General features: G+C 60.1%; 16 protein-coding genes and 3 pseudogenes. 7 read left to right on the forward strand and 12 right to left on the reverse strand.

What is annotated here, in order from left to right:
- Nucleotides 1–235: 235 nt before the first annotated feature.
- Nucleotides 236–841 carry a hypothetical protein gene (locus CQ13_RS23880; RefSeq protein ID WP_057845286.1) on the forward strand — a complete coding sequence of 202 codons (606 nt, stop codon included), beginning with the start codon at nt 236–238 and terminating at the stop codon, nt 839–841.
- 279 nt (nt 842–1,120) lie between these two features.
- On the opposite strand, the gene CQ13_RS43290 is transcribed toward CQ13_RS23880, so the two are convergent.
- A complete protein-coding gene (locus CQ13_RS43290; RefSeq protein WP_156433839.1) occupies nt 1,121–1,297 on the reverse strand; it encodes a hypothetical protein in 177 nt (58 codons plus the stop codon).
- A gap of 1,025 nt (nt 1,298–2,322) precedes the next feature.
- Complete coding sequence (locus CQ13_RS23885) at nt 2,323–2,526, reverse strand: cold-shock protein (RefSeq protein WP_057845287.1); 204 nt, start codon at nt 2,524–2,526, stop codon at nt 2,323–2,325.
- A gap of 384 nt (nt 2,527–2,910) precedes the next feature.
- On the opposite strand from CQ13_RS23885, the gene CQ13_RS23890 reads away from it, so the two are divergent.
- On the forward strand, nt 2,911–3,105 hold the full coding sequence (locus CQ13_RS23890; RefSeq protein WP_057845288.1) for a hypothetical protein: 195 nt from the start codon (nt 2,911–2,913) through the stop codon (nt 3,103–3,105).
- A gap of 589 nt (nt 3,106–3,694) precedes the next feature.
- Here CQ13_RS23890 and CQ13_RS23895 read toward each other — a convergent pair.
- From CQ13_RS23895 to CQ13_RS23915, 5 genes and pseudogenes are all read right to left on the reverse strand, one after another.
- The gene (locus tag CQ13_RS23895; protein ID WP_057845302.1) at nt 3,695–3,970 is read right to left on the reverse strand and encodes a DUF3303 domain-containing protein; all 276 of its coding nucleotides are present in this window, start codon (nt 3,968–3,970) and stop codon (nt 3,695–3,697) included.
- A 352-nt stretch (nt 3,971–4,322) separates the two neighbouring features.
- Complete coding sequence (locus tag CQ13_RS23900) at nt 4,323–4,772, reverse strand: hypothetical protein (protein ID WP_245309282.1); 450 nt, start codon at nt 4,770–4,772, stop codon at nt 4,323–4,325.
- A 13-nt stretch (nt 4,773–4,785) separates the two neighbouring features.
- A pseudogene (locus CQ13_RS47210) lies at nt 4,786–5,028 on the reverse strand (YkgJ family cysteine cluster protein); the annotation flags it as partial.
- Between the two features lie 46 nt (nt 5,029–5,074).
- Nucleotides 5,075–5,467: a hypothetical protein gene (locus CQ13_RS43295; RefSeq protein ID WP_063800133.1), complete on the reverse strand. Its 393-nt coding sequence runs from the start codon at nt 5,465–5,467 to the stop codon at nt 5,075–5,077.
- 65 nt (nt 5,468–5,532) lie between these two features.
- Nucleotides 5,533–6,789: an arsenic transporter gene (locus tag CQ13_RS23915; protein WP_057845303.1), complete on the reverse strand. Its 1,257-nt coding sequence runs from the start codon at nt 6,787–6,789 to the stop codon at nt 5,533–5,535.
- A gap of 31 nt (nt 6,790–6,820) precedes the next feature.
- Between CQ13_RS23915 and CQ13_RS23920 the strand changes: the two genes are divergently transcribed.
- From CQ13_RS23920 to CQ13_RS47215, 4 genes are all read left to right on the forward strand, one after another.
- Nucleotides 6,821–7,480, forward strand: a complete 660-nt coding sequence (locus CQ13_RS23920; protein ID WP_082637608.1) for a C-terminal helicase domain-containing protein — start codon at nt 6,821–6,823, stop codon at nt 7,478–7,480.
- 146 nt (nt 7,481–7,626) lie between these two features.
- Complete coding sequence (locus CQ13_RS23925; RefSeq protein WP_057845292.1) at nt 7,627–8,940, forward strand: DUF2130 domain-containing protein; 1,314 nt, start codon at nt 7,627–7,629, stop codon at nt 8,938–8,940.
- Between the two features lie 315 nt (nt 8,941–9,255).
- Nucleotides 9,256–15,246 (forward strand): anti-phage protein ProA, encoded by a 5,991-nt coding sequence (proA, locus tag CQ13_RS23930; RefSeq protein WP_057845293.1) that lies wholly within the window; start codon nt 9,256–9,258, stop codon nt 15,244–15,246.
- A 111-nt stretch (nt 15,247–15,357) separates the two neighbouring features.
- Nucleotides 15,358–15,678, forward strand: a complete 321-nt coding sequence (locus tag CQ13_RS47215; RefSeq protein WP_057845294.1) for an exonuclease domain-containing protein — start codon at nt 15,358–15,360, stop codon at nt 15,676–15,678.
- A gap of 25 nt (nt 15,679–15,703) precedes the next feature.
- On the opposite strand, the pseudogene CQ13_RS45835 reads toward CQ13_RS47215, so the two are convergent.
- The 5 genes and pseudogenes from CQ13_RS45835 to CQ13_RS23955 all read right to left on the reverse strand — a co-directional run.
- A pseudogene (locus CQ13_RS45835) lies at nt 15,704–16,046 on the reverse strand (hypothetical protein); the annotation flags it as partial.
- A 15-nt stretch (nt 16,047–16,061) separates the two neighbouring features.
- A complete protein-coding gene (locus CQ13_RS43300) occupies nt 16,062–16,820 on the reverse strand; it encodes a DUF2971 domain-containing protein (RefSeq protein WP_156433841.1) in 759 nt (252 codons plus the stop codon).
- Between the two features lie 229 nt (nt 16,821–17,049).
- Nucleotides 17,050–17,321: pseudogene (locus tag CQ13_RS23945) on the reverse strand (DNA -binding domain-containing protein).
- A gap of 294 nt (nt 17,322–17,615) precedes the next feature.
- Nucleotides 17,616–18,413 (reverse strand): alpha/beta fold hydrolase, encoded by a 798-nt coding sequence (locus CQ13_RS23950; protein WP_082637609.1) that lies wholly within the window; start codon nt 18,411–18,413, stop codon nt 17,616–17,618.
- A gap of 136 nt (nt 18,414–18,549) precedes the next feature.
- On the reverse strand, nt 18,550–19,467 hold the full coding sequence (locus tag CQ13_RS23955; RefSeq protein WP_082637610.1) for a DUF1127 domain-containing protein: 918 nt from the start codon (nt 19,465–19,467) through the stop codon (nt 18,550–18,552).
- Between the two features lie 163 nt (nt 19,468–19,630).
- On the opposite strand from CQ13_RS23955, the gene CQ13_RS23960 reads away from it, so the two are divergent.
- Nucleotides 19,631–21,193, forward strand: a complete 1,563-nt coding sequence (locus CQ13_RS23960; protein ID WP_057845296.1) for a winged helix-turn-helix domain-containing protein — start codon at nt 19,631–19,633, stop codon at nt 21,191–21,193.
- The last annotated feature ends 103 nt before the right edge of the window (nt 21,194–21,296 follow it).

Here is a 21,296-nt window from a genome sequence, read left to right on the forward strand (position 1 = left end):
ATCGACGCGATCGTCATAGCATCCCGCTTCCTTCCGACAGGCGAGTACGTGTGGAAATCCCGGTGGACTGAGACACCGGCCGAACATCCGGGTCACTCCGACCTGATGCCTTCCTGGGAATGAACGACTGAAGCAGGCATGGTCGCTAAATTAAGCCTGGCGAGAGACGGAAACGCCTTAGACAGGTACCCCGCTGGTAGGCGTAAATTGTTCTTAAAATTTCCTTGGAGCGAACATGCCTTTCCGGATTTTTTTTGTCCTGCTCTTCACCCAGTTAGTCCCCGTGAGCTGCTCGGCCGGGGACGGAAAGCCCATCAGCATCACTGTGGCAGCCGATCACACCAAGGCCAATGGCCAACCCTGGGACGGAATTCCTGGCCCTGGCGTCGGACGGGGACGGAGCGCTATTCCCCTCCCGAAAACCAATGCGCCACCGGATCTGGCGGTCTGCGTCGTTCGTATGGAAGCGCCTCCCGAATGCAGCATGAGGTATGAAGCCGCTAAGCAATATTCGCTTTGCCAGAACAGCTATGACTGCATTTTCCGGCGCGTGAGCATTCCCGATGGGGCTTTCGGACTGATTATACTAGATCTGGACTTGCAGCGGCACGACCTCGTTGACTTGCTTATACTGACGGCCGGGAAGGCTCTTACGCCTGACGAGCTTGGCAAACTGGAAATCGAGACACGGAGGAGAGCCGACAAGCTGGCGCCCGCGCTTTTCGATAGAGAGAAGCAGCGCAGGTTGAGCAAGATGCTCGTCCTACCGCTCGATCGCTGCGCCGGGGTAAAAGGCTGTATGCTCGTCCAATCCGAAATTCGGGTGAACTGGGCCGAGTGAGCCCCGCCCTGCTCCCACAATTCTAAACTAGATCGCCATGTTACTGTGGGATATCAAGAGCGAGTGCGCGCGCCTACGCGCTGTCGAATAGTCTCAAAAAGATATGCCGCCGGGTTCGAAATACACTGCCCCGGCGGCGCTCTTTCGAACTGGGCCCTGAAATCCCAGTCACCTAGCAAGCCACATGGATATGACGCGGCCTGCCAGTTCACGTTGGCGGGCCCCTTTTCACAAATCGAGGTCCGGCCTTTCGTCTTAGAAATCGGCTCCGATGAAAGCCTAAAAGTTCAACACCCGCACGCTTAGCAGATACCGAAGACCTTCGACCGCCAATCGTTGTTCGGTCGCGTCGGGCTTCTCCGCCCGATAACTTGACACTTTCTCCCGTGCAGCGCGCTCTTCCTCCAGGCTTAAGTTGCCGGAGGTCTGCATTATCCAATCGATGGCTGCATGCATCTGACGCTCCCTAGGGCGCCAATCTGTTTTAGGCCTTCGAATGGCGCCATAATAACAGCTGCCCATATACCTCTAGTCGGGACCAGCCAATCTGGATGCGACTGCGCTAAATTTTTCCGATCCTAAGACTATCGAAGTTGACCCCCCGTTTCGTGCGCGCCTTATCGTTCCTTTTGAGTCTGAGAACCGGCGAGATACACGCTCGAAAGGACTCCTGAATGGCAAAGCACGGCGGCAACATTCCAGATTGGTTGGATGAGCGCCTCCAAGGCTCGTCATACGGCATACCCATGCCACAACGAAAGACGGCCGCAGCGCGGATGACACGCTGCGGCCGCAGTTTAGGGAGGAAACGCCTATGGAGGGCAGCGATAGTTGGGCCATCGAATGGTGCCATAATAACAGCTGCCCATACACTCTAGTCGGGACCAGCCAATCTGGATGCAACTTCTCTTAAAATTTTCCGATTAAGCTCGCTGTCTGCTCCCTGGAGAGCTGACCTCATGGAGGTCACAGCAGCCCCCTACGTCATCGGCGCCGATTTCCAAGACGAACAAGCCGGACCTCGATTTGTAAAAAGGGACCCGCCAGCGTGAACCGGCGGACCATAGGATCGGCGGTCATATCTCTGTGGCACAGTCATTGCTCTCTAACAGGGACTGGATTTCAGAGCCCAGTTTGAGACAAGGCGCCGCTGGGACAACGCATTTCGAGCCCGGCGGCGTATCTATTTGAGATAAACCGCGAGACAAAGGCCATGCGGGCGTTACACCGCATGGCCTTCGCCGGGACTGTCCCGCTCCTCGCATCCGTCGCCACCGAAACAATCGCGGACGGGCCAAGACGTTCCCGCTGACGTTTGCAAAGAGAAACCCGCCGGGTTGAGTCGGCGGGTTTCCTACACGATTACTCCCGCAGAGCCTTGGGGGCGATCCGCGATTGCCGAAAAGGTATACCGCTGCGGTTGATGAATTGCGGACCCGTCTGGCGTGAACCGGTGGCCCCCATGTCGAGATAAGTTCCTGTCAACCAAGCCTGAGGTTTTCGGCGGATTCTTTCCCGCGGTTCGCTACGACTTCGTAGCTCACCTTCGCGCCCTCATTCAGATTGCTCAGGCCTGCTCTCTCGACGGCCGAGATATGGACGAACACGTCCTTGCCGCCAGTGTCGGGCTGAATAAATCCAAAGCCCTTACTCGGGTTGAACCACTTCACTATACCCGTCGCCAAGATCGTTGCCTCCCTAGAATTTGTTGAACGCGCATTCCATGCCAATTAGTTGTCGAAAGCAAGAAGGAACCCCCCGGCGTGAACCGGCGGACTCCTTTCATTCCTCGCCGGCTATCGTGAATTTTGCTGAGGATGTAACATGAACAAGGCGCACCTTAAGCGAGCATAGCACGAATTTGGCCGAGTTACCGTGAACTGGTGGCCCCGCGGCATGAACCGGCGGGCCGCTTAGTGCCTTCAGTTCGCGGTGCAAGCGCGATTAGCTGCATAGAGATTACATTCTGGTCGGCATCCGCCGCCATATAGGCCAGCGTCACCATGTGATCGGCCGGCAGTATCAGCTTGATTACAACGTGCTGATACCTTCGCGACGCAGCAACCTACATGCTGAGCCTGTCTCCCAAGGAACGCGGGCAAGCCGCGGCGGAAGCTCTGCTGCTCGTCGTCGAGCTCGGCGGCCCAACCATGTTATCCAGGATCGGCATCAGGCGCGCATTGAACCGACGGCATGTTCGCGAGTTCAATCCGAAGGGAAAGGAGCCGCACTGGGGCAAGCGCAAGCTGAAGAGAGACCAATGACGACGGTCAGGATATACGTCGATACCAGCAAGGAAGTTGGCGACGTTGATCACGTCAGGGTCTTTGCGAGCCAAGGAGAACGATCCGGAAGGCGTGGCGTTTGAGTATGAGGTTTTGGAGTGAACCGGCTTGGCCGCACGACCGACTTCGAGATGCCGGTGATCTTGGTGCTGGCGATTGTCTGGCAGGTGCTGGGGTCGTTTAGGCGCTGGCCATTGGCCCCTGCCGCTCAACAACCAGGGTGAGCTTCACCTTTAGCACCGGCCCATTGTCATCCCGAACTTCGATTGTCTTGCGTGGCCAGCTCCAATGTTGGGATGACGCCGAACCGCTTTCCTTGCCATGTCCGCGAGCACATAGGCTGCTTCTTCTTGCGCGGCCCGCAAGCGGGGAAGTTCAACACCTTCTATCGCAGGGCGGCGGCAATGACTACCGCGAGCACGATCAGCCAAAAGAGTGCGCCTATGGGTCAAAAGCGCCGTTTTGACTGGCGGCCAGTCACTTCCGGATTTCCCCGATAAACAGACGTTCTGAGCCTGCTTGCCACCGCCGCCGAACCCGGCGGCGGTGGCTGTGATCGGATTGAAGGTCAACGCTTGGGTAGCGACGCCATCACCTCGCCCGCGTCCGCGTCCTCCAGACAAGGCGTGACGGTCAACGGGAGTAGGTCAGACCATTGGGCGACCCAACGATACATGGCCTTTGGATCACTCGATTCGGAGATCGCAAATCCCTGACCGTTCATGCCATGCCAACGCCCCAACATCTTGACGCCCTCGGGTGGTGCGCCACCGGTTTCCAGGAAGCGTGCGACTGCTGCACTGAAAGTGCCTTGAGGTACAGTCCAAGCAATTATGAACTTCATGCGAGCCTCCCATATTTGCATTAATGGGTGAATGTCGCGGCTTCGCCGCTTACGGACGATAGCGCCTACACATCGGATAACAATGGCGAATGAATAGGTCTGCTGCTGGTTCATTCAAGGGCGTTGTTTTGGACGGCAACACACAAGTCGTTAGTCGCTCATGGGAATGTCGCATTGGGGTCAATCGCGTCATTTTGGTCGTCGGCCGACTACTTCCGGTCTTCCCCTGGAAACGGACATCGTGAGGGCCGGTCGCCATGTCTCAAAGGTGCCAACAACGGACATGAGTCAGCGTGGAAGCCGCGGCTCGCAGTCCACCGGCGATGCCGATCACGATTACGGACCATGTCAGCTACAGATTGGAAGCAGCATTTCGGATCCAAGCTTCGATGCTCTGGATGTGAATACTGATCGCTTCTTCGACACTGACATGTTGGTCACGGCTGCTCGTGTTTGCACCAGCAATTGTTAGATCAATATCCACCCACATCGATGCCAGTGTCCCTGCCGGAAGCTCGTCGATTGCTGCACGCCGTTCTGGCCGCCGATCGAGTTCTTCGGGATCAAGCTTTTCAAGCATGTCGACCATCGTTTGATACAGCTTGCCGTATCGCTCGCTCATCTCAAAGAATGGCCCAAGTTGCTGGTGATCGAGATAGTCCTGCACCGTCTCCGAAGTACCATAGAGCCCTGCGGTGTTGGGATGCGGCATCAGATAGGCCGAACGATTCCTCTCCATCCGGCGAGACCCATCGCGCCAATGGATAAATACGGCAGGCAAGCGGCCGATCCGGGTGTACACTGCAACCGCGCTCCCCGAGGAAGCCGCAATCGCCATTTTCCTTCGTCTGCAGGACGGTACCGCCAGCTTCCGTATGGTTTTCGATAAACTGCGTCGTCGAGATGCCGAGATACCGCGCAAGACGCAGGATTTCGTAAGGGCTGACGCGGATCGCCTTGTTGCGGCAACACCGATTGCAGGCATGACAGGCGTAGGAAAACGGACTGTTACGCCCCATGTCGAAATTGACGCGGGAAACCAAATCGCCGTAGGCCATGATGTCGCCTCCTGACGGAATGCGGGATGGCCCCGCGCAAGACGGACTATTGCTTGACCGGGACAGTCCGGATCTTGTCGACGATCTCCTTGGTCAGGTCGGCGCAGGCGCGCATCGGCTCATCTTCCGCGCATTTGACGTCCACGGTCGTTCCACCTTCGCTGTCGATGTCGACCCTGATGCGGCCGGCCTTGCCTTCCCGGCGGGCTTCCTTGCCTTCCCCCTTGCCCTCTCCCTTGCCTTCGCCTTTCCCCTCGGCCTTTCCTTCACCCTTGCCTTCGCCCTTTCCTTCCATTTTGCCTTCGCCCTTTTCCTGGGCGTAGGCGTTGGAGCGCATGCCGAGTGCGACGCCGAGCGCGGCGACGCCGGCCGCAAGAGTCAGGGTGGCGCGGCGCGATACGCCGGTGTGATTTGGATTTGTGGTGTCGTCGTTGCTCATCGTGGTCTCCTCTGGGTGATCGCCCCGGAATGGGCGCGAACGGATTTGGCGGGTGACGCGGGCGTTCACGACGACACCGCGGAAAGAGCGAGCAACGCCAGCAGCAGCGCCGGCGGCATGACGATCAGGCCGAGCTTGAGGAATTGCCAAGCCGCGACATGCTCTCCCTCGCGGCGCAGCGCGATCAGCCACAGGATGGTGGCGAGCGAGCCGGTGACGGAGAGGTTTGGTCCGAGATCGACCCCGATCAGGATCGCGCCGGTGACTTGCGCCGGCACCTGCGCGGCTTGGCTGGTGGTCGCAGCAACCAGCCCCATCGGAAGGTTGTTGACGAGGTTCGATGCGACGGCGACGCCAATGCCGGCGATCCACGATGTGGTCTGCGGCGAAGCCATCGCGGCGTCTTTCAGGGTTCCAGCCAGCGACGGCAGCACGCCGGTCTCGTTCAGCCCTTCGACCAGGATGAACAGCCCCGCCACCAGCGGCAGCACCGACCAGGACACGTCTTTCAGGATCGACATGGGCGACTGCCGGCCAATCAGCAGCACGATGACGGTCACGGCGGCGCTGGCGACGAACGTCGGTAGTCCGAGATCGCGGCCGAGCGCCGACGCGCCGAGCAGCACGACGGCAGTCAGGGCGATGCCGGCCGCCGCGAGTTTGCCGCCAACCGTTAGCGGCGGAATCTGTTCGATGACGGCAACAGCCGCATCGAGGCTGCGGCGCTGCGTCAGCCGCAACGTAATGTAGGTCGCGACGATCGCGGCGACGGACGGCAGCGCGAAGTAGCGTAGCCACTCGGATAGCGGCGGCATCTGAGCGCCGAACACCACCAGGTTGGCGGGGTTGGAAATCGGCAGCACGAAGCTTGCCGCGTTGGCGATGAAGGCGCAGACAAACAGGTACGGCGGCGGTTCGACTTTGGCGGCACGCGTCGCCGCATAGACGGCCGGTGTCAGCACGACTGCCGTGGCATCATTCGACAGCAGAACCGTCACAGCCATGCCGACGACGTAGACGATCAGGAACAGCCGCTTCGCCGAGCCGTTCGACCAACGCACGGCTTGCGCCGCCAGCCAGTCGAACAGGCCTTCTTTGCGCGCCAGCTCGGCCAGCAGCATCATGCCGATCAGGAAGAAGTAGACGTCCATCCCCTTGGCGGCGGCCGCCAGCGCATCGGGCCATGGCAGTAGGTCGAGGAGCACCAGGAGCGCCGCCCCCGCCGCCGCCCAGATGAACTCCGGTAGATTCCATGGGCGCGCGATCACGCCGAAGGTCGCCAATCCCGCGATGCCCCAAGTCGCTGCGGAGACGCCGGCCATCACCGCGCTCCCGCGGTAAGCGCGCCAGCAATTGCCGGGTCCGACGAACGATGCGGCCAGGCGCAGGCGGGCCAACGAGAGCCGCCGGCTCCATCCCGCGCTCTGCAGCTTCATATCGGAAGCGATCTATGACGGCCGCCTCACCGCTCACCGCGATGCAGCTGCCCGCAAGCTTGTCCTCGCTCCTGGTGCCCATCGCGCACTACAGCCGGCTGGCATCACGTTCCTCGGTGTGAAGCACGAAGGATGCACCCAATCGTCATTGCAAGAAGTCGAGGCGATTGCGAAGCTGATCGAGGATCTGCTGATCCATCGCGTCCAGAGAAGCACGACGTCGACAACCCCCTTGACGCTCGGCGACATTCTTGTCGTCGCGCCCTACAACATGCAGGTCAATCTGTTGAAACAGCGCCTGCCGACCGGCACGAAAATTGGCACGGTGGACAAGTTTCAGGGCCAACAGGCGGCGGTCGCGATCCTTTCCATGACGACATCCCGGGGTGAAGACGCGCCTCGCGGGACGGAGTTTTTGTTCAACCGTAATCGTTTCAACGTCGCCATCAGCCGTGCGCAGTGTCTTGCCGTGGTTGTTCATAGCCACGAGCTACTTGAGGGCTCCTGGTTGCGGGCGGACGATTTGCAGCGGCTGAATTTGCTCGCGCACGCTGAGACGGTCGCGAAGCGCGTGTAACATTCGGAATTCTCGGTGGAAAAGCTGGTTCGTATGGATGCGGCATTCGACCAAGAAACAGAAATCGGATTACATCGGGGAAGCGGCGATGTTCGCGGGATAAAAGTACAAACCGGCTCCATGGATCGCTGAATACGAGAGAAATAATGAACTTTAAAGCAACCGCCGCGGAACCCGCGAATGAACCGACACTTCATTGTCCGAATTGCAACCATGAGATTCGGCTGACTGAGTCGCTTGCGGCGCCCCTTATCGAGGAAACTCGTCGCCATTTCCAGCAGCAACTCGCCAAGAAGGATGCGGAGGTTTCTCAGAAATTAGACGCGGTGCGGCGGGAGCGCGAGCAGCTCGCCGAGGCACGTGAGCAAATTGAAGATAGAGTTGCTGAACGACTTGTGGCCGAGCGCAGCCAAATAGCCAGCGCCGAAGCGAAGAAGGCTCGCGAGGCGACCGCCGCGGAGCTACAGGCCAAAGCGGCCGAAACTGCAGAGCTCCGCAGAACATTGGACGCTAACAATGCCAAGCTTGCCGAGGCACAGCAGGCCCAGGCTGAGTTGATGCGCAAGCAACGGGCGCTCGACGAGGAAAAGCGCGAGCTCGACCTCACGATCGAGAAGCGGGTGCAGGCCTCCATCGAAGAGATACGCGCCAAGGCCAAGCAGGAAGCTGACGAGGGGGCCCGGCTTCGAGTGTTGGAAAAGGACCAGACAATTGATTCAATGGCTCGTACCATTGAGGAGCTGAAGCGTAAGGCCGAACAGGGGTCGCAGCAGTCGCAGGGCGAGGTGCTTGAGCTTGAACTCGAGCAACTCCTTCGCGGACGCTTTCCGACGGATCTCATTGAGCCCGTCGGCAAGGGCGAGCTGGGCGCTGACGTCGTCCAACAGGTCAACGGCTCCATCGGCAACGCCGCCGGGATCATCCTCTGGGAATCCAAGCGCACCAAGGCATGGAGCGATGGCTGGCTTGCCAAGCTTCGCGATGACCAGCGCCGCTGTGGGGCCGATATCGCGCTGATCGTCTCGCAGGCGTTACCAAAACACGTCGAACAATTCGACCTTGTCGACGGGGTTTGGATCGCCCACCCGCGCTGCGCCCTGCCGGTTGCAGTTGCGCTCCGTCAAACACTCATCGAAGTCAACAGCTCGCGCCTGGTGCAGCAAGGTCAGCAAACCAAAATGGAGCAGGTCTACGACTACCTAACCGGCACGAAGTTCCGGCAGCGGGTGGATGCCGTTATCGAGAAGTTCAACGACATGCGCGAGGATCTGGATAAGGAGCGCAAATTCATGGGTCGGCAATGGGCCAAGCGCGAGACGCAGATCGTCGCGGTTATAGAATCGACGGTTGGCATGGTCGGAGATCTGCAGGCTATTGCCGGAAAGGCGATGCCGGCGATTCCGAGCCTCGATCCGCCGCTGTTGGAGAACTCGGTCGATGCCGAACGAAAAGCCGGGTGACCGGCCGATATCTGTCCTTGTTCGCGTCATGAGAATGACGAGTAGACTGGGTCCCGCAACAAGCCCCGTCCGCCGCTCTAATCGCATGTGTACTGCTGCGCCACTAGCCGAATTTCCGAAACATAAGCTTCCGAATATGCTCGAAATACGAGAGCAAACCACCCTATAGTCGCGCCAAGCGAATAACAGTCCGAGAAGAAATCGGCAGAAGTTACTGGGCAACCCCGTAATTGTACGGTCGCCAGAGATGCACGCCTTGTAGTGCGCCCGAGCCGACCTAACGGTATATGCCGCATGTTCTATTGGGGGCAGAGTATGTTGGATCGAGATCAATCGGATCATGCGGTTGCAGGGATAAAAGTCTCTTGTACCGTTGCGGACAGCGTCAACGTCGCCTTCTATCAGAATGCTGTACCGATCATCAGGGATCTCGCGGTCGAAAACGCCCTAGGCAGCGACGTAACGGGAATTTCGATCCATCTCACATCGGAGCCGCCATTTCTCACGCCGGGGGTTTGGCGCATCGAGCGCATCGCGGATCAAGCGGTCCACCACATTCGCAGCCTCGAGCTGAAGCTTGATCCCGCCTTTCTTGCCGGAATCAACGCCTCGCGGCGCGGCGAACTTCGCATTCGGGTCGAAGCTGCCGGAACCGTGCTGGCCGAGCAAGCCGTCGAGATCAACTTGCTGCCGCCCTCGCACTGGGGCGGCGTCAATTCAGCGCCGGAATTGCTGGCAGCCTTCGTCAGGCCGACCGATCCCAGCATCGACGTCATCCTGCGCGAAGCTTCCGACAAACTTGCCGCCGCCGGTCGCGACGAGGCCATGGACGGTTACCGCAAGCGCACCAAGGCCCGCGCCTGGGAGATCGCCGACGCGATCTGGGCCGCGCTGGTGGCCCATTCGATCGCCTACGTCCTCCCGCCGAAGAGCTTCGAGCGCTCCGGGCAGATGGTCCGCGGACCGAGCGACATCCTCTCGCGTAAGGTCGGTACCTGCCTCGATCTTACGCTGCTCTACGCCTCGTGCCTCGAGCAGGCGGGCCTCAATCCGGTTCTTGCCCTGACCGAAGGCCATGCATTTGTCGGCATTTGGCTGGTCGACGAGGATTTCTCCGGTCTCGTCATCGACGACCCTCAAATGTTGCGCAAGCGCGTGCAGCTAGAGGAAATGGTCGTGGTCGAGACCACGCTGCTCACAGGCGCGCACCCGGCGCGCTTCAAGCAGGCGGTCGAAGCAGCCAAGAAACTGATTGCCGAGGACGCCGCCTCGCCGTTCGAGCTCGCCATCGACGTGCGCCGCGCGCGTAGCGCCAAGATACGTCCGCTCGACCTCTCGGGCTCGGCGGAGCCGGCGATCCGACCCGTCACCGCCACAGCGGCCGCCCAGGAAGTCGGCGAAGTTCCGCATTTCGAAGAGGAGCTCGACAAGCGTCGCGAACCGGTAGTCGAGAAGAACCTCGACAGGCTCGAAATCTGGAAGCGCAACCTTCTCGATCTCTCGCTGAAGAACCGGCTGCTCAACTTCAAGGACTCCAAATCGACCATCGCGATCGAGTGCCCCGATCCTGCGATGCTCGAGGATAGGCTTTCCGACGGCGACCGCTTCAAGCTGCTCGGCAAAACCACCGTGCTCGACGGCAGCGACGGACGCGACACGACGCTGCTCGCCGACCGTCAGGACGAGGAGGCGCGCAAGGATTTTATCCTCGACGCGATGAAGCGGGGCGACCTGCACACCAACGTCGCCGACGCCGAACTTGATGGCCGGCTCACCGATCTCTACCGGGCTTCGCGGCTCGCGTTCGAAGAGGGCGGCGCAAATATCCTTTATCTATGCCTCGGCTTCCTGAAATGGACGCCGCAGGACGGTGCCGGGCCATACCGAGCGCCGTTGATCCTGATACCCGTACAACTCGAACGCAAAAGCATGCGCTCGGGCTTCCGTCTCGCGCTGCACGAGGATGAAGCGCGCTTCAATCCGACTCTCCTGCAGATGCTGAAGCAGGACTTCGATCTGTCGATGCCGGAATTCGACGGCGAACTGCAGCAGGACGCCACCGGCATCGACGTCGCTGGGATCTGGAAGACCGTCCGACGCCACATCAAGAGCATCAAGGGCTGGGAGGTGACGGAGCAGGTCAAGCTCGCGACGCTTTCCTTCACCAAGTACCTGATGTGGAAGGACCTTGTCGACCGCTCCGACCTGCTCAAGCGCAATCCGGTCGTTCGCCACCTGATCGATACCCCGACCCACACCTACGAGGGCTCCGGGGCGGGCTTCATCGACGCGCGGACCATCGACGAGATCGTCGACCCGGTCGAACTGTTCGCGCCGCTCTCGGCCGATTCCTCGCAGATCGCTGCGGTCGTCGCCGCCCAGCGCGGCGCGGACTACGTGCTGTTCGGCCCGCCCGGCACCGGGAAGAGCCAGACGATCGCAAACGCCATAACGAACTGCCTTGCACACCAGAAGACCGTGCTGTTCGTCTCGCAGAAGACCGCCGCGCTCGAAGTCGTAAGGCAGCGCATGCAGGCCATCGGACTAGGCAACTACTGTCTTGAGGTGCACTCGACCAAGGCCCAGAAGTCGAGCGTGCTGGAGCAACTCGCGACCGCCTGGCGCGAGCGCAATCTGGTCACCGAAGAGCACTGGTCGACGGCCGCCGGCGAGCTAAAGAAGAGGCGCGATCAGTTGAACAGGCTGGTCTCGGCCCTGCACCGCAGGCGCGCGAATGGCATGACGGCCTACGAGGCCTTCGGACGCGTGGTCGCGGATCGCAACCGCCTCGCCGACATTCAGCTGACTTGGGCGGTCGGAACGGTGCATTCGCCGGACCAGCTTGCCCGGATGCGGGAGAGTTGCGCGGACATCCGCACCGCATTGGAGGCGGTCGGCGACCCGTCGGTCCACCCGTTGCAGGGTATCGAGCAAACCCGCTGGAATCCTGCCTGGGCGCAAGCCCTGCAGCAGGCGGTCGATCGGCTGCAGGCTACGCTGCAGCAAATGCGCGAGTCGGCGGACGCGCTCGTCACCTCCCTTGGACTGAACGAAGTCGCCGACGACAGCTCGTTGCCGCAGCTCCTCAAGCTCGTCGCGCTGATGCTGCATCCGGACGCCGCCGATGGCGTCCTGCTCCTCGACGAGGACGCCCCTCATCGTATCCGAGCGCTGACTGCCCTAGCCGACGTGGTCGGTCGCATCCGTGACAAGGCGTCTGAGCTGTCCGCCGAATACGATCTCAAGGCGGCGCTGCTCGACCTATCGGCCCTACAGCGGGACTGGACCGAGGCCTGCGCATCCAACGTGCTGGTGCGCAGCGGCCGCAAGAAAAAGGTACGTCTCCACCTTCAGCCCTACTGCCCCAGCGAAGTGCCCGACGAGATCGGACGCGACCTCATCGTCCTGCAAGACCTATGCGATCTGATTCGGGGAATGGAAGCGCTCAGGCCGCATTTCCACGGAATCGAACGGTTGTGGCGGGGGCTGGATAGCGACCCGGTGCGCATCGCGGCCCTGATCAAATGGGCTCACAATCTGCAAACCGTGGTCGACGCCTTCCAGGTCGACGACGTGCCACCGGAACGGATAACCGCCCACGTCGCCAGCCTCCTCGCCCACGACATCTCGCGCTTCCGTTCCGGCGGCCAGGTACGCAGGGCGTTCGACGCCATGCACCAGGCCTTCCCGGCTATGCATCAGGCAGCCAAGGATGTCGGTGCTTGCATCGGCCTCGATCGCCCGGAAGAGATCATTCGGCTGGAGCCCGGCTGGATCGATGCGCTGCAAGAACGGGCGGCGCGCTGGAAAGCCAACATCATCAGGGCGCCGCAATGGGCGACATGGCGGGCGGCGGCGAAGACGGCGCGGGCCGCCGGACTTTCCCCGCTGGTGGATGCAGTCGAGGACGGTCGCGTTACGCGCGACGAGCTCGCTGGTGCGTTCGACTACGCCTATGCGCGTTGGGTCGCGGAGACCATCGTCAACGAGGACGAGGTTCTGAGCGGCTTCCTCGCCGAGAGTCACGAGGCTGCCATCGAGGCTTTCGTCGCCGCCGACAAGAAGGTCTGCGACCTCGCCCGGCAGATCGTCAAGGCGCGGATCGGCGCAGCGGTACCGACCCAAACCAATTTCGGCAAGGATCCGGAATGGGGCACGCTGGCGCGCGAGATCAACAAGAAGGCACGGCACATGCCGCTGCGCCAACTCTTCGGGCGGATCCCGAACGTCATGACTCAGCTCGCGCCGTGCATCATGATGAGCCCGCTTTCGATCGCGCAATACTTGCCAGCCGAGGCGAAGCCGTTCGACGTCGTGATCTTCGACGAGGCTTCACAAATCCCCGTCTGGGACGCCATCGGCGCCATCGCCCGCGGCAGCCAAGTGATCGTCGTGGGCGATCCGGAACAGCTTCCGCCGACCAACGTCGGCCAGCGGGGCGTCGACGACGAGGATGATGACGGTTCGACAGTGCAGAGCCAGCAGAGCATCCTCGACGAATGTCTCGCCTCGAACATCCCGAGCATGCGACTGTCGTGGCACTACCGCAGCCGCCACGAGAGCCTGATCGCGTTTTCGAACGCGAAATACTACCGCGGTGAGCTGATGACCTTCCCGTCGCCGGTGACCCGCGACGCGGCGGTTCGTTACGTCCACGTCGAGGGTGGCATCTACGAACGCGGCGGCGCCAAGGTAAACCGCAAGGAAGCCGAGGCCGTGGTAGCCGAGGTTGTCCGACGCCTGAAGACGTCGACCAAATCGATCGGCGTCGTCACCTTCAACGGCGACCAGCAGCGGCTGATCGAGAACATGCTCGACCAGGCGCGACGTAGCGATCCCGCATTGGAGCCCCATTTCGACCGAAACCAGACCCGCGAGCCGATTCTCGTCAAGAACATCGAGAACGTTCAGGGCGACGAACGCGACGTGATCATCTTCTCGGTGGCCGTCGGACCCGACAAGACCGGACGGGTGACCGCGCAGATCTCGTCGCTCAACAGCGAAGGCGGCCATCGCCGGCTCAACGTCGCCGTCACCCGCGCGCGCAGTGAGCTTCTGGTGTTCGCGACGCTCAGGCCGGAACAGATCGACCTCGGGCGCACCAGCGCCAAGGGCGTCGTCGACTTCAAACACTTCCTCGAGTTCGCCGAACATGGCGCGCGCGCCATCGCCGAGGCCTTCTCGCCGACGGGCCGCGGGACCGAGTCGCCGTTCGAAGATGCAGTGATGCGGGCGCTGGAGGACAGAGGCTGGGAAATCCATCCTCAGGTCGGCGTCTCGTTCTTCCGCGTCGATCTCGGCATCGTGCATCCGGACTTTCCCGGCCGCTATCTCGCCGGCGTCGAATGCGACGGCGCCACCTATCATCGCTCGGCGACGGCCCGCGATCGCGACCGCCTGCGCGAGATGGTCCTGACCGGCCTCGGCTGGCGTATCCGGCGCATCTGGAGCACCGAGTGGTGGATGGACGCCTCGTCCGCAGCAGAAAAAATCCATGCGCGCCTGACCGCCGATCTCGAAACCGACCGCGCATCGCGGCCTCCGGCCGCCTCCCCTGACGACGAGGCCATCGATACTGACGCGGCGATAGTCAGGGAGGAGGCCGCAGCGAGCGCTGAAGATGCGCCGGGAGAGGCGGAGGTTACATCTTCCGACCAGTCGCCGAACCCGCCCCCGGCAATCGAGCACGAGCAGCAAAACCCGCAACAGCTTCCCCCTGATCCGGCGAACGACCGCGAACCTCTCGAGCAGCCGAGGATCTATGCGCGCGGACCGACGCCGGCAGCTGCGGACCCTGCCGCGACGCCGGCTGCCTACACGAAGGCCGACCCGAGCACCGTCGCCCCGCCCGACCGCGAGCGTTTCTACGACGTTGCCTACCGCGGCAATCTCCGCAACATGATCGACCATGTGATCGAAATCGAGGGACCGATCTATTTCGACGTTTTGATCGACCGCATCGCCCGCGCCCACGGCTTCCAACGCTCGGGCGAAACCGTGCAGCGGATCATCCGGGCGGCGCTCGGACGAGGCCGCTTCCCCGCAACCCGGGACGGCGATCGCGAGATCATCTGGCCGCAGAACGCCGCGCCCGGCGTCAAATCGCCATATCGCGGCGCCGGCGGCCGTGAGCACAGCGACATACCGTTGCCCGAACTGGCGGGGCTTGCCGATTTCCTTCGTACACAGGGCCTGGAGGAGGATGAAGACCTGATCCGCGGCATGCAGGAGCATTTCGGACTGGGCCGGCTCGCGATCTCGACGCGTCAGCGCTTCGAGGCGGCTACGATGTCTGATGAGAAATGAGTTAGAACGGGAACCGCCAATCCGTTCGGAATTATCTGAAGAAGTCTAAGCTACGCTTGCTCTCGCCCTCTGGTTGCGAAATGATCTGCTTGAGGTAGGCGGGAGTTTGGGGTGTCAAAGGTTACTGATTTCATTGCGCTCGACGTAGAGACGGCGAATGCCGATCTTGGAAGTATTTGCTCAATTGGGCTCGTTCACTTTCGGTCGGGCGCTGTATTTAAATCACTGACAATCCTTGTCGATCCCGAAGACGAGTTCGACCCGCTAAATATTGGAATTCACGGAATCCGTCCTGAAGACGTCGCTGGGAAGCCAACGATGGCGCAGGTCTTTCCCGCAATAAGCGCCTCGTTGTCCGACGTTGTAGTCGTGCATCACAGTCACTTCGATAGGACGGCAAGGGTACCGAGTGAACTGAGGCTTAATCTTTGACAACGGTGAGGCCGTCTTCGCTCAGCTATCGCTCCTCGTCAGGGTGTACCCACTTGTAGGGCGTAATCTCCCGCTGCTCGGTCAACTTGATCATGCGAACAGGAGGCTTGTAGCGGCGCGTGCCGCAGGACCGGCATCGGAAGGATGGTTCGAGCTTCCAGATCGGCGTATCACGCGACCTGCGGATAGCATCCAGCGGCAAACTTGCCCTTACCTTGCACCGACAACATTCGATCTCCAGCCAGCCGTAACCGCCGTTCAGGCATTGGCCTATCGTTGGGGACGGCTGGGCAGGGCCGCCATAGCCTTCCATGCTGGACCGACCACGCTTCTGCCTCGGCTCGATCCGCGGTACGGGCGGCCTTCCGTGGCTACGATGGATATTAAGCAAGCACAGGAGGCTTGTAGACCACCGTATCTTCGTCCGGCACGACGTCGAAAGAATTGAGCGCGAGCCGTGACTTTATGGTGTTTACGTCGCCATTGTGCGCGCTTGCCAGATCGCGAACTTCTTTCCATGGCAGCGTGCACAACGGTCCGAGAATGACTTCCGCGAGGCAAATTTTATGGTCGAGGCGATAGAAACACAAACCACCTTCATGATGCATCGAAGCCAGCTTCACCGGTACTCGCCATTCGCGCTCATAATTCCAACTCTCGAATTCTGTGCAAAGAAGCAACTCTGCCAGTTCATTGTCCACAACAGGGCGGTTGAGTTTGGATTCAAGGCGTTTGGGTTGATACTTCACCTCCTTCGGAAGAGAGCGGTCAATGTCAAAGCCAAGACAAATGCCACGATGCCGCGCGCCATAGTGGCTCCAAAGAACTGGATTGGTCCAATCGGAGGTGAAGCAAAGTAGCCCAGTCTCCACCTCCTGCTGCTCTCGGTGTTTTAAGATGGCAGGATGCTCACCGGCGCGCCATGATGCGAGTAGCTCGAAAGGATCATTTAGCTCTGAGAAGCGGCTCACTTTCTGCCGCGCAAATACGATGTTGCTGATCGCGTACTCGGCTGGACAGATGTAATAGGCTCGTAGCACGGTTGGAGGCGGTGGAGGGATTACAGCAGCGCTGCCGTAATTGCACTCGTATCCAGCCTGCTTCCATAATTTTCTGAGATGGTCGTTCAGTGGTGGTGCCAAAGCGCTTCTCCTTTAGCGGTTAGGCACAGTCGCACATCAGCACGCGAGGAGCATCATTATCCTTTGAGATTGGGCCCAACAATCCACCACGAACTGACCTCCGATCCATTGCCCTCGAATTCCGACATGCGCCTCGTTGCCTACACTCAACGAATTTATGGCGCTTCGCCTCGGCTTCGCATGCGGCAACCGGGTTTGTATGCGAGCGGCTGACTTCGGCTTACACGCGTCAGGTGCCGCTTCGCAACAGATGGCGATAACCTTGCTCGGTCATCCATCTGGCACGCGAGAGATGGCTTTCGAAGGCGCGCCACGCACGGTCCGCCTCGTTCTCGGGGTCGATGCGCAGCACGATCCGAGAGACCTCCCGCCAGTCGGCACCTTGTTGATCAGCATCGAGCACGCGCATGTAGGTGATGATGTGCTGCTCGTCATACGCAGTGAGGGCTGGTCCGGCTGGCGCACGTCAGCAATATGTGGATCGAGTGGCGGCGTTTTCATAGACGTTCTCGATGAGAGGCGGGGGCATCACACAACCTCAGCCCAGCTCTAGGTCAATTGTACGGCGATGAAGCCCAATGCATCGGCTCGAATGCGATTGAAGTCGCGGTCTGGCATGCGCCACTTCCGTTTTGCCCACGAGAGCGGACATTGTCCGTCGTGCTCGTCACGTCAGAAATGGGCCATGAGCCGCCATCGCCAGGGAATGGCGCGCGAAAACGCACTCCTCGAAAAGTGGGCGACTCGGTTCGCGGCTCCCGACATAGCGCACTGCAAGGCGCGAACGCCCGAACTTTATGCGGGCTGCGACGCGATGGTTTGCAGCAGCCGCGCAAGCGCATCTGGAGCGGTTACGTGCGCTGAGTGGCTCGCGTCCAGCTCGTAATAACGCCAGCTGGGATCGTTTTTCGCGCGCTCGGCGAACGGTCGAAAGGGGTCCGCGGGAGTCACACGGGTGAAATAGACATAGCTACGCGGCAAGGTCAGATTCCCACCGCGCATTTTGAGCGGCTGCTCGAAGCACTTGATGGATTGGGGAACCCGGCGTTCAGAAATCCATTTCACGTCTGCTTCCGATGTGTCAGGCGGAATGGGATTCGATGGTACCCGCCAGCCATCGCCTGCCTTTGCGGCTTCCTGCATGCGCTGCCGTACCGTCGGCGGGCCTGCATCCATCAGGGATTGTCCATCCGCTGGCACAAATGCGTCGAGATAAACCAGTCGCGCGATACGTTCTCGCGCCCGGTCGGCAACGCCGGTTGCAACCATGCCGCCGTAGCTGTGGCCAACCAGCTCAATTTCGCTCAGGTCTTCATATTTGATGACCGCCAGAATATCCTGAATATGAGTTTCAAGATCATTTGATGGGCTGGTCAGGTGCTCCCTCTCGCCAAGACCCGTGTAGGTCGGAGTAACCAATCGATGCCCGGCGGAAGCCATTAGCGGATGCATTTTCTTCCACGCCCATCCCGCTGACCACGCCCCCGTACAGACCAAAAATGTTTTTCCAGAAGTCTGCGCGATGGCAGGACGGGCTGTCGTAAGAACAGCCACGCTTGCGGCGGCGGCCTTTAGCAATTCTCGACGTTTCATCGCAGTTTCCTCCCTTCAATAATCAATAAACTCTCGCTGGCCGTGCTCAAAAACCTAGCACACTTTTCGGTAGAGTCTTGATGAGACGTCGGCCGTATCGTCTTAAGCAGAAGTACCCATAATAGGTACTCGGAAGTTAGTGATGGACGCGTGCTGCCTCCACAGGCGCACCTCTATGGGACCGCAGGAATACAAAACGGGACGCCACGGAAATCTCTGCGCCAGCGCGGCCATCTTGGCCGATGAGGATTAGTCCCGCTCCGCCATTGCCTACAGTCAATATGACCGGCTCGCCTTCCCATGTTTTGATCGGCTCCATTCCGATAATGAGAAATTCACCGATCGGCTGATCAAGGTATTGAAGCCTCAGGTGCGGAGCGATCTCCGCTGCCGCAAGACCAAAACCTAGCTGTTTCGCGCGGGCATAAATTTGCCCCAGCGACGCAGTCTGGGTCTGAAAGCCGAGTTCGGCCGCCGATACCGTATAGAGCTCCAGGTCTGCTTTCGTGGCGCTGAGGGTAAACGCCGGTCGAGCAAGAATTTCCCCAGCCAAGCCTCCGGTACCACAGCCTACTGCATGCAACGCGTTACGTAGAGCAAACGAATTTGAAAACGTCCCTATTGTAACCTTCTTCCACACCGGAACATCGACGGCGGATCTGACTAGAACCTGCGGCATAATAGGTGAGGAAGTCTTCTTGAGCCTCAGTTGGTTTTGCAAACCATCCCTCGCCGTACATTGAGCTTTGGCCTCGCTTGCGAATACGAGGCTGCACGTGCAGAGCAGCATAAGGACGATAGCGCCGTGCCATCTTGTCGAATGACGTGCTGTTGTGACATCTCGTCTCGAGCGATTCGAAGTGACGTAGTCGATGTCGCCGGGGGTGAGACCAATATCCGTTAACTCCCGTTCGCTCAGGCGGTACAATTCGGTGCGCAGCCTCTCGCGCTTGCGCCACTTTTGAAAGGCATCCCAATATACTTCCAAAGGGCTGAAGACTTGCCGCTTTGCAGTTGCCTGTCCCAGCTTGGTGACTCCATGGATCGTGCTCATTGCGGTGTTTCCGGGGGGATTGTTTCACCCGGACGAGAATGCCAAGACATGCGCTGGCGCGCCTAACCGGTGGCTTACATTTTCCTCACCGGCAGCTTATTCTTTGCACCAGCGGCGGGAGACGCCCTTTTGATGAGCGAGTATCACGGGGGAGAATGGAAGCTTGCGTTATCTCTTTGAGGATTACGCATTGGATACCGACCGGCGCGAACTGCACCGCGGAACGGACGTGATCGTCGTCACACCCCAAGTGTTCGATCTGCTTGTTTACCTGATCTGCAACAGAGAGCGCGTCGTCAGCAAGGACGATCTCATCAACGTCATCTGGGAGGGGCGTATCGTCTCGGATGCCGCGCTGACGACTCGCCTGAATGCCGTCCGGAGCGCAATCGGCGACACGGGTGAGAAACAGCATTTAATCAAAACATTGCCGCGCAAAGGTTTCCGTTTCGTGGGTGCGGTGCAGGAAGCCCGGAGACCTGCAAATGAAACGGTGGGCCCAGTCGAGCGAACCGGCGACATGCCGCCGCGCCTATCCATCGTCGTGCTACCCTTCGCGAACCTGAGCGGTGATCGCGAGCAGGACTATTTCGTGGATGGTGTAACAGAGAGTTTGACCACGGACTTGTCGCGCATCAGTGGTTCATTTGTAATCGCACGGAACAGCGCCGTCTCATACAAGGGTCGAGCAGTCGATGTACGGCAAGTCGGCCGCGAATTAAACGTTCGCTACGTGCTCGAAGGCTCAGTGCAACGCAGCGGCAAGCGGCTTCGGATGAATGTTCAGCTGATCGATGCTGAGAGCGGCCAGCATCTTTGGGCCGAGCGCTTCGAGAAGCCTGTCGTCGACCTGTTCGATATGCAGGACGAAATCGTGTCGAGGCTCGCCGGTACATTAGGTGCCCAGCTCATCGAGGCTGAGGCGCGACGAGCCGAGCGTACGCTGCATCCCGATGCGATGGACTTGTGCTTCCAGGGCCGGGCCTGGTTGATGAAGGGGATTAGCCTTGAATGCGTGACGCAAGCGCGGGGCTTCTTCGAACGCTCGCTGGAGTTCGATCCCGGCAACGTCGAAGCAATGATTGGTCTGGCAAATGTTGATACGGTAGTTGGAGGTAGCTTTACGACGGATGATGGGCCCGCGCGGCTTGCGGCGGCCGAGGCGATGGTGAACAAGGTATTGTCGATTAGGCCGAACAGTGCCTCAGCCCACATGGCTCGGGGTTGGGTCCAGACCTTTACGAACCGGGCCGCCCAAGGCATCCGTGAGTTCGAACATGCGTTGGCGCTGGCTCCGAATTTGGTCCACGCTCATGCTGCCCTTGGTTTCGCCAAATCCTACATAGGTCGCGCTACCGAGACCGAAGGCCATATACTCGAAGCTTTACGGCTCTCTCCTCGCGACGTTTTCGCCTACCAGTGGGCGTGTTTTGCGGGCGTGGCCAAGCTGCTGCTTGGTTCAGACGTCGAAGCCGTCAGTTGGCTGCGACGAAGCACCGAGGCGAACCGTAACTTTCATCTCGCTCATATATCGCTCGCCGCTGCCTTGGCCTTGACCGGCGCGCTCGATGAGGCGCGAACTGCTGCGAGAACGGGACTTGCGCTCAACTCAGGTTTCACCATTCGTCGCTTGCTCGCAGCTCAACAAAGCGACAATCCAATTTACCTTGCCGGGCTGCAGCGCTTGTGTGAAGGCTGGCGCCTCGCTGGCGTGCCGGAAGGGTGATGAGCGCTTCGGGCCGACTTCAGTGCTTTACTGCCCTACGTCGGCATTGGGTCACGTGTGGACGGCGCCCTGGCAAGAACTTTCTGACGTTTTGCAGCATTGG

The sequence above is a fragment of the Bradyrhizobium retamae genome (assembly GCF_001440415.1).
GTDB lineage: Bacteria > Pseudomonadota > Alphaproteobacteria > Rhizobiales > Xanthobacteraceae > Bradyrhizobium > Bradyrhizobium retamae.

What these genes read in the sequence shown, in the direction of transcription:
- CQ13_RS23915 (WP_057845303.1), bottom strand. Translation starts at nt 6,789, where the DNA reads ATGGCCGGCGTCTCCGCAGCGACTTGGGGCATCGCGGGATTGGCGACC.
- CQ13_RS23955 (WP_082637610.1), bottom strand. Translation starts at nt 19,467, where the DNA reads ATGAGCACGATCCATGGAGTCACCAAGCTGGGACAGGCAACTGCAAAG.
- CQ13_RS43290 (WP_156433839.1), bottom strand. Translation starts at nt 1,297, where the DNA reads ATGCATGCAGCCATCGATTGGATAATGCAGACCTCCGGCAACTTAAGC.
- proA (WP_057845293.1), top strand. Translation starts at nt 9,256, where the DNA reads ATGTTGGATCGAGATCAATCGGATCATGCGGTTGCAGGGATAAAAGTC.
- CQ13_RS43295 (WP_063800133.1), bottom strand. Translation starts at nt 5,467, where the DNA reads ATGAGCAACGACGACACCACAAATCCAAATCACACCGGCGTATCGCGC.
- CQ13_RS23925 (WP_057845292.1), top strand. Translation starts at nt 7,627, where the DNA reads ATGAACTTTAAAGCAACCGCCGCGGAACCCGCGAATGAACCGACACTT.
- CQ13_RS23890 (WP_057845288.1), top strand. Translation starts at nt 2,911, where the DNA reads ATGCTGAGCCTGTCTCCCAAGGAACGCGGGCAAGCCGCGGCGGAAGCT.
- CQ13_RS23880 (WP_057845286.1), top strand. Translation starts at nt 236, where the DNA reads ATGCCTTTCCGGATTTTTTTTGTCCTGCTCTTCACCCAGTTAGTCCCC.
- CQ13_RS23895 (WP_057845302.1), bottom strand. Translation starts at nt 3,970, where the DNA reads ATGAAGTTCATAATTGCTTGGACTGTACCTCAAGGCACTTTCAGTGCA.
- CQ13_RS23950 (WP_082637609.1), bottom strand. Translation starts at nt 18,413, where the DNA reads ATGAAACGTCGAGAATTGCTAAAGGCCGCCGCCGCAAGCGTGGCTGTT.